Raw genomic sequence first — 17,413 nt, forward strand, 5'->3', positions numbered from 1 at the left:
GAAATAGAATTTTGCTACACTCGGTTGAATTGATGTAAAGCTACTTATGTAACGTAAATCTACTAAGGTAGGCGCAAATGAGTCATGTTATGAACAGATGACGTCTGAGGTTAAACATTAAACCGGTAATATCTTGTTTCACTTTGATAAAGACAAATACTAACGACGACTTTGCCTTACTACTGCAAAGTACACAGCGGATAGAAGCATTATTAGAGAAGCTGGTTAATTCAAAGTAAAAGTTACTGTAATGAGAAGAGGTAGTAACAGGCTTTAAGTACTAAAACCTTCTTAGTCAGACAATCTTCCGCCCGTACTCTAGATGATAATTTATCTCTATTAAGTCACCTGGCAAATCCTAGATGAAGTTAAACACAGTAAGTACAGTGGCTGTCTTAGCGATTACTTGTGGGTAATGACGTATTTAGAATACATAGGGTGAACCAAGTCTATACAATTGATTATGAGCTATGACGGTTTATGACGACATAGAGAAGTGAGTAGTACGCTGCTAACAATATACGTGTGGTTAGCAATAAAGTAAGAAAGCGTAATCAGCCTTAAACCGGTGTAAAAGAGGGCGAATAGCTAGTTTGGAAAACTTTATAAAATTATTTTAAGAAAAGTGTTGATCCAAAAGCTGATTCGCGTAGAATGCGCGCCTCGCTTCAAGGAGTTGGCAACAATAACGAGAAGCGGTTTTCATTAGCTCTACGGAGTTAACAACGGTTCGAAAAGAAATTTACGAAAAACGTTGACACTGAAAACAAGAAGCGTATTATACGCCTCCCGCTTCGAGAGAAGCACTCATCAAAAAGGCAATGGCCGTTCGGGTGAGGTGAGGAAGTCTAAGCAACTATATGTAGTGTTAGTCCTCCTTGCGCAAAAACAGAATGCTTCGCATTATGATTTTTGCACGATAGTTCTTTAACAATTTAGACAAGACAATCTGTGTGGGCACTCATTAAGAGTGTCACACAACGACGATTCATATTCGATATATTTAATTGAAGAGTTTGATCATGGCTCAGATTGAACGCTGGCGGCAGGCCTAACACATGCAAGTCGAACGGAAACATGTCTAGCTTGCTAGATGATGTCGAGTGGCGGACGGGTGAGTAATGCTTGGGAACTTGCCTTTGCGAGGGGGATAACAGTTGGAAACGACTGCTAATACCGCATAATGTCTTCGGACCAAACGGGGCTTAGGCTCCGGCGCAAAGAGAGGCCCAAGTGAGATTAGCTAGTTGGTGAGGTAAAGGCTCACCAAGGCAACGATCTCTAGCTGTTCTGAGAGGAAGATCAGCCACACTGGGACTGAGACACGGCCCAGACTCCTACGGGAGGCAGCAGTGGGGAATATTGCACAATGGGGGAAACCCTGATGCAGCCATGCCGCGTGTGTGAAGAAGGCCTTCGGGTTGTAAAGCACTTTCAGTTGTGAGGAAAAGTTAGTAGTTAATACCTGCTAGCCGTGACGTTAACAACAGAAGAAGCACCGGCTAACTCCGTGCCAGCAGCCGCGGTAATACGGAGGGTGCGAGCGTTAATCGGAATTACTGGGCGTAAAGCGCACGCAGGCGGTTTGTTAAGCTAGATGTGAAAGCCCCGGGCTCAACCTGGGACGGTCATTTAGAACTGGCAGACTAGAGTCTTGGAGAGGGGAGTGGAATTCCAGGTGTAGCGGTGAAATGCGTAGATATCTGGAGGAACATCAGTGGCGAAGGCGACTCCCTGGCCAAAGACTGACGCTCATGTGCGAAAGTGTGGGTAGCGAACAGGATTAGATACCCTGGTAGTCCACACCGTAAACGCTGTCTACTAGCTGTTTGTGGCTTTAAGCCGTGAGTAGCGAAGCTAACGCGATAAGTAGACCGCCTGGGGAGTACGGCCGCAAAGGTTAAAACTCAAATGAATTGACGGGGGCCCGCACAAGCGGTGGAGCATGTGGTTTAATTCGATGCAACGCGAAGAACCTTACCTACACTTGACATGTTGAGAAGTTACTAGAGATAGTTTCGTGCCTTCGGGAACTCAAACACAGGTGCTGCATGGCTGTCGTCAGCTCGTGTCGTGAGATGTTGGGTTAAGTCCCGCAACGAGCGCAACCCTTGTCCTTAGTTGCCAGCATTTAGTTGGGCACTCTAAGGAGACTGCCGGTGACAAACCGGAGGAAGGTGAGGACGACGTCAAGTCATCATGGCCCTTACGTGTAGGGCTACACACGTGCTACAATGGCATATACAGAGGGATGCGAGACAGTGATGTGGAGCGGACCCCTTAAAGTATGTCGTAGTCCGGATTGGAGTCTGCAACTCGACTCCATGAAGTCGGAATCGCTAGTAATCGCAGGTCAGAATACTGCGGTGAATACGTTCCCGGGCCTTGTACACACCGCCCGTCACACCATGGGAGTGGGATGCAAAAGAAGTAGTTAGTTTAACCTTCGGGAGAACGATTACCACTTTGTGTTTCATGACTGGGGTGAAGTCGTAACAAGGTAACCCTAGGGGAACCTGGGGTTGGATCACCTCCTTACCAAAATGTCGATGGTGACATTGTTAGTGTAGTGCCTACACAGATTGTTTTGTTTAATAGTTTAAAGATGTGCCTTAGAGCGCTTAAGTTTGATTGTGAAATCAAACTTAAGTGCTTTCTTTGAAAGCATTATGTTCTTTAACAATTTGGAAAGCTGATATTTAATTAGTAAATCAATCAAAATTTGAGTAATTGAGAAGTCGAAAGACGTACTTACTACTCTACTTGACTTGAATTGCTTGTTATCGAAAAAGCGTTGAAAAGCGTGCCAATCGGCAAGTCCGATTAGCAAGAAGATAGCAAGGCAATTTCACGATTAGCTTGTCATGCATACAACTGAGTTAGATCTCATCCAGTCCTGATTTCAAAAGGCGGGAGAGCGCTTCGCTCAATCATTGTTTTAATATTCTTATTTATAAGATTATTAGTGCAATGGTCGAGGTAACAGTTTCTAGTCGACTAAATCGACGAGTAAGCGAAGACACATACTTTTAGTATGTAACTGAGCGAACGAGGAAAATTTAGGAAGAATAGGAAGTGTTAACGAAGGCCATTTGGGGTTGTATGGTTAAGTGACTAAGCGTATACGGTGGATGCCTTGGCAGTTAGAGGCGATGAAGGACGTGTAAGTCTGCGAAAAGCTGTGGTGAGCCGACAAAATGCATTTGAGCCACAGATGTCCGAATGGGGAAACCCACCTATTTATAGGTATCGTTACATGAATATATAGTGTAACGAGGCGAACGAGGGGAACTGAAACATCTAAGTACCCTTAGGAAAAGAAATCAACCGAGATTCCCCTAGTAGCGGCGAGCGAACGGGGATTAGCCCTTAAGCAATTATGAACGTAGTGGAAGCCTCTGGGAAGTGGCGCGATACAAGGTGATAGCCCTGTACACGAAGTGTTTGTTTTTGTGAAATCGAGTAGGTCGGGACACGTGTTATCTTGACTGAATATGGGGGGACCATCCTCCAAGGCTAAATACTCCTAACTGACCGATAGTGAACCAGTACCGTGAGGGAAAGGCGAAAAGAACCCCTGTGAGGGGAGTGAAATAGAACCTGAAACCGTATACGTACAAGCAGTGGGAGCCCCATCACTAAGTGCCTTTAGTGATGTGACTCACAAAGTACAACCGTTTGATAAGCGTTAGCGTTGACCTGCGAAGCAGCCAACGGTAAACCGCCAAAAATCAAGCAGGGTGCTTAGTGATGGGGTGACTGCGTACCTTTTGTATAATGGGTCAGCGACTTATATTTAGTAGCAAGGTTAAGCGAATAGCGGAGCCGTAGCGAAAGCGAGTGTTAACTGCGCGTTTAGTTGCTAGGTATAGACCCGAAACCCGGTGATCTAGCCATGGGCAGGTTGAAGGTTGAGTAACATCAACTGGAGGACCGAACCCACTAACGTTGAAAAGTTAGGGGATGACTTGTGGCTGGGGGTGAAAGGCCAATCAAACCGGGAGATAGCTGGTTCTCCCCGAAATCTATTTAGGTAGAGCCTCGGACGAATTCCATTGGGGGTAGAGCACTGTTAAGGCTAGGGGGTCATCCCGACTTACCAACCCTTTGCAAACTCCGAATACCAATGAGAACTATCCGGGAGACACACGGCGGGTGCTAACGTCCGTCGTGAAGAGGGAAACAACCCAGACCGCCAGCTAAGGTCCCAAAATATTGCTAAGTGGGAAACGATGTGGGAAGGCATAGACAGCTAGGAGGTTGGCTTAGAAGCAGCCACCCTTTAAAGAAAGCGTAATAGCTCACTAGTCGAGTCGGCCTGCGCGGAAGATGTAACGGGGCTAAGCAATATACCGAAGCTGCGGATACGTGTTTACACGTATGGTAGGGGAGCGTTGTGTAAGTGGATGAAGGTGGATTGAGAAGTCTGCTGGACATATCACAAGTGCGAATGCTGACATGAGTAACGATAATGGGAGTGAAAAACTCCCACGCCGGAAGACCAAGGTTTCCTGTCCCATGCTAATCAGGGCAGGGTAAGTCGGCCCCTAAGGCGAGGCAGAAATGCGTAGTCGATGGGAAACGGATTAATATTTCCGTACTTATATAATCAGTGATGGAGGGACGGAGAAGGCTAAGCAAGCTTGGCGTTGGTTGTCCAAGTGAAAGCAAGTAGGCCGAGAATTTAGGTAAATCCGGATTCTTAAAGCTGAGATGCGAGACGAGCCACTACGGTGGTGAAGTTGTTGATGCCCTGCTTCCAGGAAAAGCTTCTAAACTTATGATTATATGAACCGTACCCCAAACCGACACAGGTGGTCAGGTAGAGAATACTAAGGCGCTTGAGAGAACTCGGGTGAAGGAACTCGGCAAAATTGTACCGTAACTTCGGGAGAAGGTACGCCCTTGTTTGTGATAGGACTTGCTCCTTGAGCAGATGAGGGCCGCAGTGACCAGGTGGCTGGGACTGTTTATTAAAAACACAGCACTCTGCTAACTCGCAAGAGGACGTATAGGGTGTGACACCTGCCCGGTGCCGGAAGGTTAATTGATGGGGTTATCTTCGGAGAAGCTCTTGATCGAAGCCCCGGTAAACGGCGGCCGTAACTATAACGGTCCTAAGGTAGCGAAATTCCTTGTCGGGTAAGTTCCGACCTGCACGAATGGTGTAACCATGGCCACGCTGTCTCCACCCGAGACTCAGTGAAATTGAAATCGCAGTGAAGATGCTGTGTACCCGCACCTAGACGGAAAGACCCCGTGAACCTTTACTACAGCTTGGCACTGAACATTGAACCTACATGTGTAGGATAGGTGGGAGGCTTCGAAGCACAGTCGCTAGATTGTGTGGAGCCGTCCTTGAAATACCACCCTTGTATGTTTGATGTTCTAACATTGGTCCCTTATCGGGATTATGGACAGTGTCTGGTGGGTAGTTTGACTGGGGCGGTCTCCTCCCAAATAGTAACGGAGGAGCACGAAGGTTAGCTAATCACGGTCGGACATCGTGAGGTTAGTGCAATGGCATAAGCTAGCTTAACTGCGAGACAGACACGTCGAGCAGGTACGAAAGTAGGTCATAGTGATCCGGTGGTTCTGTATGGAAGGGCCATCGCTCAACGGATAAAAGGTACTCCGGGGATAACAGGCTGATACCGCCCAAGAGTTCATATCGACGGCGGTGTTTGGCACCTCGATGTCGGCTCATCACATCCTGGGGCTGAAGTCGGTCCCAAGGGTATGGCTGTTCGCCATTTAAAGTGGTACGCGAGCTGGGTTTAGAACGTCGTGAGACAGTTCGGTCCCTATCTGGTGTGGGCGTTGGATGATTGATGGGAGCTGCTCCTAGTACGAGAGGACCGGAGTGGACGAACCGCTGGTGTTCGGGTTGTCATGCCAATGGCATTGCCCGGTAGCTACGTTCGGAACGGATAACCGCTGAAAGCATCTAAGCGGGAAGCCGGCCCAAAGATGAGTCATCCCTGACTTTTAAAGTCCGGAAGGGTTGTTATAGACGATGACGTTGATAGGCAGGATGTGGAAGCGTTGTAAGGCGTTAAGCTAACCTGTACTAATTGCCCGAGAGGCTTAACCATACAACGCCCAAGAGGCTTTATAATCTTGAGTGTTGTGAGACAAAGCTAATAGCAACTAGAGTAGTAGTACTCAGTGCTCAAAAGATTGATTACGTGAATATCAGAATTCCTAAATTGTTAATTATTAAAGTAATATGGACTAAATAAGTCGGTATTACGCAAACTAACGTTTGCAAAAGTTTTTGCTTGGCAGCCATAGCGATACGGTACCACCTGATCCCATTCCGAACTCAGAAGTGAAACGTATTAGCGGCGATGGTAGTGTGGGGTTTCCCCATGTGAGAGTAGCACACTGCCAAGTTCCCATTCGAAGAAAGGGCTATCCTAACGGATAGCCCTTTTTTTATGCGTGTAAGAAAGTGAAACGTATTAGCGCATGCCGCAAGCCAAGCTCCCATTCGAAGAAAGGGCTATCCTAACGGATAGCCCTTTTTTTATGCGTGTAAGAAAGTGAAGCTAGGCAGGTTCTAAATCTGCATTACTCATTGTATGAAAACAAAGATACTTACTGCTTACCTTTCATTTTCAGATAATGTTCAAGTTCTGTTTTGGTGAGTGCCCCATCCCCATCTTTATCCATTTTAGTGAAGTTTCCGTCTATATTGACTTTTGATACTTCAGCAGATGACAATGTACCATTTTCATTTAAGTCCGCTTTTTCAAAATTAACAACAACTGCTGATACCATGGCACTGTTTTCTACGTCATCTACCTTTTCTACGCTAACGGCGTCTTCTACACTATTTTCGTCAACTGTCGCGATAACATCCTCACTGAACTTGCTGGTGTTTGCTTTTACGTATTCGTTAAATTCAGAAAGGTTTATAGCAGAGTCACCGTTTGTGTCTATATTTTCTAGATAAGGCGCTAATGATGTTCCTTCCAATTCACTTGATGTGAGTAATTCGTCACCATCAGAATCTAAACCTGTAAAACTAGTTTCTATCTTACCGTTGGACGAGGCCATTACCGAACTCGTAATTAGTGTGCTCATTAACATAGAAAGTGAAAGCTTTTTCATAATAAACTCCATTTACTTTAGTGCGTTCTGCTTAGAAAGAGACAAAACGTTTCAGTGTAACAAGTAAAGATTCATATTTTATGCCACCACCTAACTTTCTGATTTTTTGACTAATAACAGAAAGAAGTCGACGGGCACTGGTTAAGAACTCTGCAGTGTGTGAAATATATACAGGGGGCGTTCACCTCAACCAATCCCTCTAAACCGCTTTTAATTAACATCAGCTTCACCTACCATTAGCGCATTATTATTCTTCTATAAAGTGCTATGCCCTCATTACAGCAATATCATACTTTTTCCTTAGCTTCGAATTGCGCATCTATCGTCGAATTCGACTCTGTAGATTCATTTTTACAAGCCTACAATCCAGAAGTTAATACATATATTTTAGGCGGCGGAAGTAACTCTGTATTTTTGGATGACTTCGAAGGAGTGGTGCTAGTAAATAAAATTAAGGGTATTAGCCACTACGACACCGAATCCCATCATCATATTAGTGTTGGGGCAGGGGAAGATTGGCATGAGTTTGTATCGCTGTGTATGCAAAATGGCTGGTTTGGCCTTGAAAACCTTGCGCTGATCCCAGGTTCCGTAGGCGCATCACCTATTCAAAATATTGGGGCTTACGGCGTAGAGGTACATTCCTTCATAGATTCTATAGAAGCGATACTACTTGAAACAAAAGAACCCTTTCTTATTAAGGGGGCGGATTGCCAGTTTGGTTACCGCGATAGTATTTTTAAACACGCCTTATATGGTAAAGCGCTTATCACCAAAGTGAATTTTACACTTCCCAAGGCGTACGACGTTGTGGCGAGTTATGGTGAATTGTCGGCTATAGACTGCCCTAATGCGAAAGATATTTTTAATAAGGTAATAGAAGTGCGAAAAGCCAAGCTTCCTGATCCTAAGCAGCTTGGAAATGCAGGTAGTTTCTTTAAGAACCCTGTTATTGCATTAGCGCATTTTGAAGAACTGAAATGTCATTATCTTGATATACCGAGTTACCCGGTGTCAGAAAATCAGGTAAAAGTACCTGCTGCATGGCTTATCGATCAGATGGGTTTTAAAGGAAAGGCGCTTAATGGCGTTAGGTGTCATCCTACACAGCCGCTAGTATTAACTAATATAGGAAACGCGCAGGGTAATGACCTAATTGCCCTAGCTAAAGAGATAATGAATTCGGTAGAAAGTGAATTTAAAATAACGCTCGAGCCAGAAGTACGTTTAGTTGGTAGGGAAGGACTCATTCAATTATGAGACAGCAATTATGAGGCAGGCATCAAAATCAGTAAGAAAACATATATTGGCCTTGTTGTCTGATGGACACTTCCATTCTGGTGAAACCATAGCGCAACAAGTTGGCCTTTCCCGTACCGCTGTAGCAGGCCATATTTCTCAGCTTTCTGACTGGGGATTAGATGTTTTTAAAGTTAAAGGTAAGGGTTACCGTTTAGAGCGAGGTTTTTCTTTGTTAAATGCAGAGAGTATTAAGAAGCACTTAGGTAATACTAAGCGTGCCATGATAGATGTTGAGTCGGTGTTACCTTCTACTAATACTGAAATGAAAAAGCGCATTGCTAATGCCCGTCATGAATTAGCTGATGGTGATGCAATATTCGCTGAAATTCAGACGGCGGGTCGTGGTCGTCATGGTAGAACCTGGTTGGCACCTATTGGCGGTAGCTTAACGTTTTCTATGTACTGGTCTTTTCCAGATGGTTACCAAAGCATGGCAGGTTTGTCACTAATGGTGGGTTTGGCAGTATGTGAAGCATTGAAAGACTTTGGCGTAGATGATGCCGAACTGAAGTGGCCTAACGACATTTACCTTCAAGGTAAAAAGCTCGCCGGCATTCTTATAGAAGTAGAAGGGCAGATTGGTGCTACTGCGCATTCTGTCATTGGAATAGGTTTAAATGTGTGTGTTCCTGATAGCCAATATGACGTTGGACAACCTCATAGTGACTTAACATCTTATTTAGGACACACGCCAGATAGAAATAGTTTAGCGGCAGCCATAATAAAATCACTTTGGACATTGTTACCTAAGTTTACCCAGCAAGGTTTTGGCCCGTTCGCGCCCCATTGGGAAGCGCTAGACCTCTATGCTGATAAAAGAATTGTGCTACAAATGGGCGAAAAACGTTTTTCAGGTATTGATAGAGGCGTAGATGCCAGCGGTGCGTTGTTGGTTGAAACCCAAGATGGCATTACTCGATTCCACGGTGGAGAGGTTAGCTTACGTGGTAACCGATAAAAATATCGTTTTAGTGGACGTTGGTAATACTCGATTTAAATATTGTTTGTTATCTGATGCTGAAAACGAGCCAACGGCCACAGAAAATTTATCCGATTTACTTTCTTTTATCGATGAACAGCAAAATATTTCCCACTTATATTTAGCCTCAGTACGAAAAGCCGATGCGGTCGAACAAATTTTCGCCGCCTGCGAACAAAGAAATATTGCCGTTGAAGAGAAAAATACCGAACGAGAAGCCTTCGGCATAAAAAATAGTTACGAAAACGAAAAAAAAATGGGGGTCGATCGATGGCTTGCCATGGTTTGTGCTGCAGAAAAAACACAAAAAGCATTTTTTGTGATGGATGTGGGCACAGCAATTACAGTTGATTTTGTGGTGAATGGTCAACATTTAGGCGGTTGGATCACACCAGGCTTTCAAGTAATGAAACAAGCATTACTTAATTCCACTAAGAAAGTGTATGCAAATGACGAAATTCCGACCAGTCTCAGCCTAGGCAACGATACCGAAGAATGTGTTGCAACAGGGTGCTATGCAGCAGTGTATGGTGTTTATTTGAGCGCTGTTGATTACTTATCCAGCAAACAAACCGATTTTGATATAATTTTAGGGGGTGGAGACAAAAAAATGTTTGCATTCCTTGAAAGCGATGTTAGGATTCGTCCCGCTCATTTGGTGGTGCAAGGTTTGGCCCGCTACGCAAGAAGCGAGCTTCTTACGTAACTGGTTTGATTGATAAGTTTTTATCGGTCAAAAAAGAAAAAGTAAAATTTTTCAAAACAACACTTGCACTGAGTAATTCATTACTCTAAAATGCGCACCCACTTGATGTAGTGCCGACTTAGCTCAGTTGGTAGAGCAACTGACTTGTAATCAGTAGGTCGCCAGTTCGACTCCGGCAGTCGGCACCATCAATCTGGAGGGGTACCCAAGCGGTCAACGGGATCAGACTGTAAATCTGACGGCTCAGCCTTCGCAGGTTCGAATCCTGCCCCCTCCACCACTTTTTTATGAGGTGGCCAGAGAATTAGGATTTGCGAGCATCGTATAATGGCTATTACCTCAGCCTTCCAAGCTGATGATGTGGGTTCGATTCCCACTGCTCGCTCCAAATCAGTGCTGATATAGCTCAGTTGGTAGAGCGCACCCTTGGTAAGGGTGAGGTCGGCAGTTCAAATCTGCCTATCAGCACCAGTTTCTCCCCAGCTCATGTTTATAGAATTTCATAAATTTTTAAAGTAACTTTGCTGGGATAATAGAAATGGCAAAAGAAAAGTTTGAACGTACGAAACCCCATGTAAACGTTGGTACTATTGGCCACGTTGACCACGGAAAAACTACTCTAACTGCGGCAATCACTACTGTTCTTTCTAAGACATACGGTGGTTCAGCTCAGGCTTTCGATCAAATCGATAACGCGCCTGAAGAAAAAGCTCGTGGTATTACCATCTCTACATCTCACGTAGAGTATGACACTCCTACTCGTCACTACGCTCACGTAGACTGCCCAGGACACGCTGATTACGTTAAAAACATGATCACCGGTGCTGCACAGATGGATGGAGCTATCCTAGTAGTAGCTGCGACTGATGGCCCTATGCCTCAGACTCGTGAGCACATCCTACTTGGTCGTCAGGTTGGTGTTCCTTACATCATCGTATTCATGAACAAATGTGACATGGTTGATGATGAAGAGCTTCTAGAGCTAGTAGAAATGGAAGTTCGTGAACTTCTTAGCGAATATGAATTCCCAGGCGATGACCTTCCAGTTATCCAAGGTTCTGCACTTAAAGCTCTTGAAGGCGATGCAGAATGGGAAAAGAAAATCATCGAACTTGGTGAAGCTCTTGATTCATACATCCCAGAGCCAGAGCGTGCTATCGATAAGCCGTTCATTCTTCCAATCGAAGACGTATTCTCAATCTCAGGCCGTGGTACAGTAGTAACGGGTCGTGTAGAGCAAGGTATTGTTAAAGTTGGTGAAGAAGTAGAAATCGTTGGTATCAAAGATACGACTAAGACGACTTGTACTGGTGTTGAAATGTTCCGTAAACTTCTTGACGAAGGTCGCGCTGGTGAGAACGTTGGTGTTCTTCTACGTGGTACTAAGCGTGAAGACGTTGAACGTGGTCAAGTACTAGCTAAGCCTGGTTCAATCAACCCACACACTAAATTCGAAGCTGAAGTATACGTACTAAGCAAAGACGAAGGTGGCCGTCATACTCCATTCTTCAAAGGCTATCGTCCACAGTTCTACTTCCGTACAACTGACGTAACTGGTGCTGTAGAGCTTCCAGAAGGCGTAGAGATGGTAATGCCTGGTGACAACCTTAAGTTCGTAGTAGAGCTTATTGCACCAATCGCGATGGACGAAGGTTTACGCTTCGCTATCCGTGAAGGTGGCCGTACTGTAGGTGCTGGTGTTGTAGCTAAGATTCTTTAATCTAAGCAAACCAAAGCATAAAAAAAAGGCGCTCATTTGAGCGCCTTTTTTGTGTCTTGCGTTTATGTTTGGACAGGGAGTAGCCCCCATCAGAAACACGGCGTAAACCCATCCATGGGGCCTCTGCCACAGCATCCATGCTGTGGAAGGTTTCTGATGGGGGCTACTCCCTCTCTTGTAAACGCCAGCATGTACTATTGGAATAGTAAGGGATAACCCATCCATGGGGCCTTCGCTACAGCATCCATGCTGTAGAGAGTTTCCGAGGCGCACAAAGCCCTTCCTTATAAACAAGTCATCGTACTCAGATAGTGATTAATCCCATCAGAAACACGGCGTAAACCCATCCATGGGGCCTCTGCCACAGCATCCATGCTGTGGAAGGTTTCTGATGGGGGCTACTCCCTCTCTTGTAAACGCCAGCATGTACTATTGGAATGGTAAGGGATAACCCATGCATGGAGCCTCCGCAGCAGCATCCATGCTGTAGAGAGTTTCCGAGGAGCGCAAAGCCCTTCCTTCGAAACAAGCCATGGTACTCAAATAGTGATTAACCTCATCAGAAACGCGGCGTGAATCCATCCATGCTGCTGAGGGTTTCATATGGGCTTCTACTGCCGCCTCTATCAACACAGTAGACTGTTGTTGGTAGGATAAAGATAACGGCGTAAACCCATCCATGGGGCCTTCGCTACAGCATCCATACTGTAGAAAGTTTCCGAGGCGCACAAAGCCCTTTCTTCTAAATGTGCCATCGTACTCAAATAGTGATTAATCTCATCAGAAACGCGGCGTGAATCCATCCATGCTGCTGAGGGTTTCACATGGGCTTCTACTGCCGCCTCTGTCAACAATGAGAGGTTTAATAAGAAGCCTAGGGTGCACTCAAAGCTGACTCATTTTAGTTATATCACTTTGAACCCATCCCGTATCACCAGGTTTATTGCCGTGTGTTTTCACCAACAAAAGTAAATTTGGTGTGCTTTTCTCCCAATTTTATCGACTGGTTTTACTGCACTAGGTTTCCTAGGGGAGGTATCTTCTATAAAAACATTGGTATTTGTCATAGAGAAAAGCTAACAAACGTTATAATGTAACAATAGTGTGTGATGATAGATGCAGGCAGTATTTGGTTTAATCGGGTACACGTAAATCAGGTGCGTAAGTATTAGTACAAAGAGTGATAATAATGATTGATAGAAGGCAGTTTTTTAAAGGGGCGGGTACCTTGGCATTTGCTGGGTTGGCATCAAGTGCGTTGGGTAAGGCGAATGCCGGAGTGTTAACGCCAACCACCAAAGGCTATGGGCCGCTTGTGCCTGATCCTAAGAAACTTCTCGATTTACCTCAGGGTTTTAGTTACCAGGTTATCTCTGAACTGGGTGATGCCATGAGAGATGGATTAAATGTGCCCGATAGAGCTGACGGCATGGGATGTTTCTCGCTAGGTAACAATAAGGTTGCCTTAGTACGTAATCACGAGTTACAGGCCGCTCACCTATCTATCCAGCCTGAATCTATTCAAACTCATACTACTGAGCTTGCTTATGATCATTTTGAAAATGGTGTCGCGCTGCCAGGAGGCACCACCACGCTGGTTTATAATCTCGATACCAAGGTTGTTGAAAAAGAGTTTGTTAGCTTAGTCGGTACTATTCGCAACTGTGCTGGCGGTATTACGCCTTGGGGAACGTGGTTAACATGCGAAGAATCGGTCGATAAACCTAACGGTGTTATTTCGAAAGAGCATGGCTATATCTTTGAAGTACCTGCTGATGCTGAGACGTTAGTAGAGGCTAAACCGCTTAAGGCTATGGGGCGGTTTAATCATGAAGCGGCTTGTGTCGACCCAGAAACGGGTATTGTTTATTTAACGGAAGACAGAGGCGATAGTTTGTTTTATCGCTTTATTCCTAGTGTTAAAGGCCAGCTGGATAAAGGCGGTAAGTTACAGGCTTTACGCATAAAAGGTGTGCCTCAGTTCGACTCTCGTAACTGGGATAAGGCGCGTATGAATCTAGGGGAATGGTTAAATGTAGATTGGGTCGATTTACATACGCCAGAAAGCCCTAATGATGACTTGCGTGTTCAAGGTTATAAGGCGGGCGCAACGTTGTTTGCTCGAGGTGAAGGGCTGCATTGGGGCAACAACGAGCTGTATTTTTGTTGCACCAATGGCGGAGCTAAGCAATTAGGTCAGATAATGCGTTATCAGCCACAAGGCGCTAAAGCCGACTCTGCTTCAAACTCTCAGGCTTCAGGTGGCAGATTACAATTATTCGTTGAAAGTGATGACGCTAACTTATTTAACTTCGGCGATAACCTGACTGTTAGCCCTAATGGCCATTTGATTGTATGCGAAGATCAGTACACTGAAATTGTAGATAATCACCTTCGCGGGGTTACACCAGAGGGGGATATTTATAACGTTGCCAAACTACACGCGCAAACCGAACTTGCTGGCGCGTGCTTCACTAACGACGGTAGTGTATTGTTCGTGAATATGTACTCTCCCAGTAAGACCTTGGCCATTACAGGCCCCTGGATGGCGCTTTAACTAGCCCCATGTTCAAGTAACTGATTATCGGTAATGTGCTTTATGTATGTGAAGTACATTACCTTTCTGTCTATCTTCCTACCTTTGCTTCTGCCTTTAACCCCTTTGTGTATTCTCTCATCTCCCATCGTTGTCACTCTGAAATAAGTATCAAAGATACTAACCTTTTGGTGTTAAGTTAAAAATTGACTTGTTGATTAAACTATCGAACAAATCGCAAATTTTCCTAAGCTCACCCAGTCTAAAATGCCAATCGAAAACCTCAATCATTTTTCTATTCTTTAGTCACATCTATAAATTCAATTAACTTAATCAGTTTATGTCATTTTAATAGTTTTCGTAGAACGGTAATAATCCTCGCATCTAACAAGGAGAGCTGTTGTGAGCACAATTCTAAGAAAACTTACACCGCACAAATTCGTTGCTAAACCAGCACAATCGGTTTGCAACTATGCAAATAACTATTATGGCGACCAAGTTTGTGTCGCTCAGAAAACCCCGACCAATAAAACTCGTTTTTCAGGAGCAGCATAAAATGAAGCGATTGTTTACCCGAAGTATAATAAGTTGTGTAACCGTAGGTATGTTAAGTATGGGCTTAAGTGCTCAAGCGGATACCCTTACTCGTCAAAATGGCGCACCAGTTGGAGATAACCAAAACTCGCAAACTGCTGGTCCTTGGGGTCCTGTGCTTCTACAAGACTCTCACCTAATTGAAAAGCTAGCGGCTTTCGACCGTGAGCGTATTCCAGAGCGAGTAGTTCACGCCCGTGGTGTTGGTATTCATGGTTACTATGAAAACTACGAAGACTTATCTGAAGATACAGTTGCTGCTCCTTTCCAAGGTGAAGGTAAAAAGACCGAAGTATTCGTGCGCTTTTCATCAGTAGTGCACGGGCACCTTTCGCCTGAAACACTTCGTGATCCTCGTGGTTTCGCTGTGAAGTTTTACACTGAGCAAGGAAACTGGGATTTAGTAGGTAACAACTTCCCTGTGTTCTTTATCCGTGATGCAATTAAATTCCCAGATATGGTTCACGCATTTAAACCGTCTCCGGTAACTAACAAGCAAGATGCTAAGCGTGTATTCGACTTCTTCTCGCATGTTCCAGAGTCTACGCACACACTAACCATGCTGTTTTCTGACTATGGTACGCCAGCAAGCTACCTAAATATGGATGGTTCAGGTGTTCACGCTTTCAAATTTGTTGATGATGAAGGCAACGTTAAATACGTGAAATTTACGTGGAAAGCGAACCAACCTATTAAATGCATATTCTCATGCATCGCGATCACCTAATACCATCTAAGCCGATCACCTAATACTATCCATCGCGATCACTCAATACCATCGATGCAGATCACTTTTTGGTCAAAATGGTATTGAGTGATCGGCTTGAATGGTATCGTTCAATTTATACTCATTTTTGTCTATCCAGTAGGTGTTTTTAACCGTTATCCTTTTCATTTTTGATGATGAGAATAACCATGCCAACGGCACCTATTTCAATGCGTAAACTTAAAGAGATTTTAAGACTAAAATACGACTGTAAACTCAGTCATCGAAAGATAGCAAACAGCTTATCTATTTCACCTTCAATTGTTTCTAAATATGCCTGTAAATCAGCAGAGTTAGGTATCACTTGCTGGCCACTTGATGAAAAATGGGATGATCATTCTCTGCAACGAGCATTCTTCAAAACAAAGCCCCGACTAAAAGGCTTTAGTATTCCTGACTGGTTGTTAGTTCAGCAGGAGCTGCGACCCAAAACCATGACGCTATTGCTGCTTTGGCAAGAATACAAAGAGCGACACGAGGAAGGATTTTACAGTTACACCCACTTCTGCCGACAGTACAAGGCATGGCTTAAATGTCAAAAACCGTCCATGCGACAAAACCATAAAGCAGGTGAAAAACTGTTTGTTGATTACTGCGGCCCAACTATGAATATTGTTGATGCTAGTACAGGTGAATACCGTACAGCTCAAGTGTTTGTCGCAGTTATGGGCGCATCTAATTATACGTATGCGGAGGCAACGTATAGCCAAAAGCTAGAAGATTGGGTGATGAGTCATGCTCGTTGTTTTGAGTTTCTTGGTGGTGTGCCAGAGCTGGTAATCCCTGACAACTTAAAAAGTGCGGTAACTAAACCTTGTCGATATGAGCCTGATTTAAATCCAACCTACCAACAATTGGCGACACACTACAATACGGTCATTGTGCCTGCTAGACCTTATAAGCCCAAGGATAAAGCCAAAGCAGAAGTGGGTGTGCAAATTGTCGAACGCTGGATAATGGCACGGCTTCGCAATGAAAGCTTCTTTAGCTTGCGCCAATTAAACCTAAAGATACAAAAACTGCTTGTCGACTTAAACCAGCGGAAAATGAAGAAGCACCCTGGTTCAAGGCTCAGTCAGTTTGAATCCATTGATAAACCTGCTCTCAAACCACTACCCACACAGGCTTACAGTTACACCTTAGTCAAACAAGTAAGCGTGCATATTGATTATCATGTCGAAGTTGAAAAACACTACTACTCAGTACCTCATACCTTGATCAAACAAAAGCTTGAAGCCCATGCCACAGGTCAACTGGTGACACTTTACCATCAGGGTGTTCAAGTAGCCGTTCATCCAAGATCACACCGAGAAGGTGCACACACTACGCTTGATCTACATATGCCAATAGCTCATCAAAAGCAGCAGCAATGGACACCACAACGGTTCGAGCGTTGGGCAGCTAAGTTCGGTGGTTCAACGGAGCAGTTTGTTATGCAATTGATGCAAGCTAAAAAGCATCCAGAACAAAGCTACCGTGCTTGTATGGGGTTATTAAGCCTAGGTAAGAAGTTTACTGACCAACGTCTTGAAGCAGCCTGTCATCGCGCATTAGCCACAGGTGTTACTCGCGTAAAACAAGTAAAAAACATTTTAGAAAAGGGCTTGGATAAGCAACCCTTGCCACAAGCTCAAGGTGATTTACTACAAGATATTGATCATAAAAATATCCGCGGCAACAACTATTACCATTAA

General features: G+C 44.5%; 8 protein-coding genes, 4 tRNA genes, 3 rRNA genes and 1 pseudogene. 14 read left to right on the forward strand and 2 right to left on the reverse strand.

The annotated features are described in order from the left end of the window. Nucleotides 1–1,004 precede the first annotated feature (1,004 nt). The 3 genes from AMBT_RS00200 (at nucleotide 1,005) to rrf (ending at nucleotide 6,396) form a co-directional block, all read left to right on the forward strand. Nucleotides 1,005–2,538, forward strand: a 16S ribosomal RNA gene (locus tag AMBT_RS00200). 566 nt (nucleotides 2,539–3,104) lie between these two features. Next, nucleotides 3,105–6,095, forward strand: a 23S ribosomal RNA gene (locus AMBT_RS00205). Between the two features lie 185 nt (nucleotides 6,096–6,280). Beyond that, a 5S ribosomal RNA gene (gene rrf, locus AMBT_RS00210) occupies nucleotides 6,281–6,396 on the forward strand. Together the 16S, 23S and 5S rRNA genes form the textbook arrangement of a ribosomal RNA operon. A gap of 204 nt (nucleotides 6,397–6,600) precedes the next feature. Here rrf and AMBT_RS00215 read toward each other — a convergent pair. Beyond that, the gene (locus tag AMBT_RS00215) at nucleotides 6,601–7,116 is read right to left on the reverse strand and encodes an EF-hand domain-containing protein (RefSeq protein ID WP_013782541.1); all 516 of its coding nucleotides are present in this window, start codon (nucleotides 7,114–7,116) and stop codon (nucleotides 6,601–6,603) included. Between the two features lie 267 nt (nucleotides 7,117–7,383). Here AMBT_RS00215 and murB point away from each other — a divergent pair, with 267 nt between their 5' ends. The 8 genes from murB to tuf all read left to right on the forward strand — a co-directional run bounded on the left by murB (nucleotide 7,384) and on the right by tuf (nucleotide 11,823). Then, nucleotides 7,384–8,376 carry a UDP-N-acetylmuramate dehydrogenase gene (murB, locus tag AMBT_RS00220; RefSeq protein WP_013782542.1) on the forward strand — a complete coding sequence of 331 codons (993 nt, stop codon included), beginning with the start codon at nucleotides 7,384–7,386 and terminating at the stop codon, nucleotides 8,374–8,376. A gap of 10 nt (nucleotides 8,377–8,386) precedes the next feature. Next, entirely contained in the window at nucleotides 8,387–9,376 is a 990-nt protein-coding gene (gene birA / locus AMBT_RS00225) for a bifunctional biotin--[acetyl-CoA-carboxylase] ligase/biotin operon repressor BirA (RefSeq protein ID WP_041452448.1), read from the forward strand. Next, nucleotides 9,363–10,103: a type III pantothenate kinase gene (locus AMBT_RS00230; RefSeq protein WP_013782544.1), complete on the forward strand. Its 741-nt coding sequence runs from the start codon at nucleotides 9,363–9,365 to the stop codon at nucleotides 10,101–10,103. The genes birA and AMBT_RS00230 overlap by 14 nt, the downstream gene beginning before the upstream one ends. Nucleotides 10,104–10,215: 112 nt before the next feature. Further along, nucleotides 10,216–10,291, forward strand: a tRNA-Thr gene (locus tag AMBT_RS00235). A 7-nt stretch (nucleotides 10,292–10,298) separates the two neighbouring features. Beyond that, nucleotides 10,299–10,383: transfer RNA gene (locus AMBT_RS00240), tRNA-Tyr, on the forward strand. A gap of 33 nt (nucleotides 10,384–10,416) precedes the next feature. Next, nucleotides 10,417–10,491, forward strand: a tRNA-Gly gene (locus AMBT_RS00245). A 7-nt stretch (nucleotides 10,492–10,498) separates the two neighbouring features. Further along, a tRNA-Thr gene (locus AMBT_RS00250) sits at nucleotides 10,499–10,574 on the forward strand. A 67-nt stretch (nucleotides 10,575–10,641) separates the two neighbouring features. Further along, complete coding sequence (gene tuf / locus AMBT_RS00255) at nucleotides 10,642–11,823, forward strand: elongation factor Tu (RefSeq protein WP_013782545.1); 1,182 nt, start codon at nucleotides 10,642–10,644, stop codon at nucleotides 11,821–11,823. Nucleotides 11,824–12,252: 429 nt separating this feature from the next. Here tuf and AMBT_RS22315 read toward each other — a convergent pair whose 3' ends face one another. Continuing rightward, on the reverse strand, nucleotides 12,253–12,552 hold the full coding sequence (locus tag AMBT_RS22315) for a hypothetical protein (protein WP_148259063.1): 300 nt from the start codon (nucleotides 12,550–12,552) through the stop codon (nucleotides 12,253–12,255). Between the two features lie 460 nt (nucleotides 12,553–13,012). Between AMBT_RS22315 and AMBT_RS00260 the strand changes: the two genes are divergently transcribed. The 3 genes and pseudogenes from AMBT_RS00260 to istA all read left to right on the forward strand — a co-directional run bounded on the left by AMBT_RS00260 (nucleotide 13,013) and on the right by istA (nucleotide 17,413). Next, nucleotides 13,013–14,380, forward strand: a complete 1,368-nt coding sequence (locus AMBT_RS00260) for an alkaline phosphatase PhoX (RefSeq protein WP_013782547.1) — start codon at nucleotides 13,013–13,015, stop codon at nucleotides 14,378–14,380. 583 nt (nucleotides 14,381–14,963) lie between these two features. Further along, nucleotides 14,964–15,650, forward strand: a pseudogene (locus AMBT_RS00265) (catalase); the annotation flags it as partial. Between the two features lie 218 nt (nucleotides 15,651–15,868). Next, complete coding sequence (gene istA / locus AMBT_RS00270; protein WP_013782551.1) at nucleotides 15,869–17,413, forward strand: IS21 family transposase; 1,545 nt, start codon at nucleotides 15,869–15,871, stop codon at nucleotides 17,411–17,413.

It is taken from the genome of Alteromonas naphthalenivorans (assembly GCF_000213655.1).
Lineage (GTDB): Bacteria > Pseudomonadota > Gammaproteobacteria > Enterobacterales > Alteromonadaceae > Alteromonas > Alteromonas naphthalenivorans.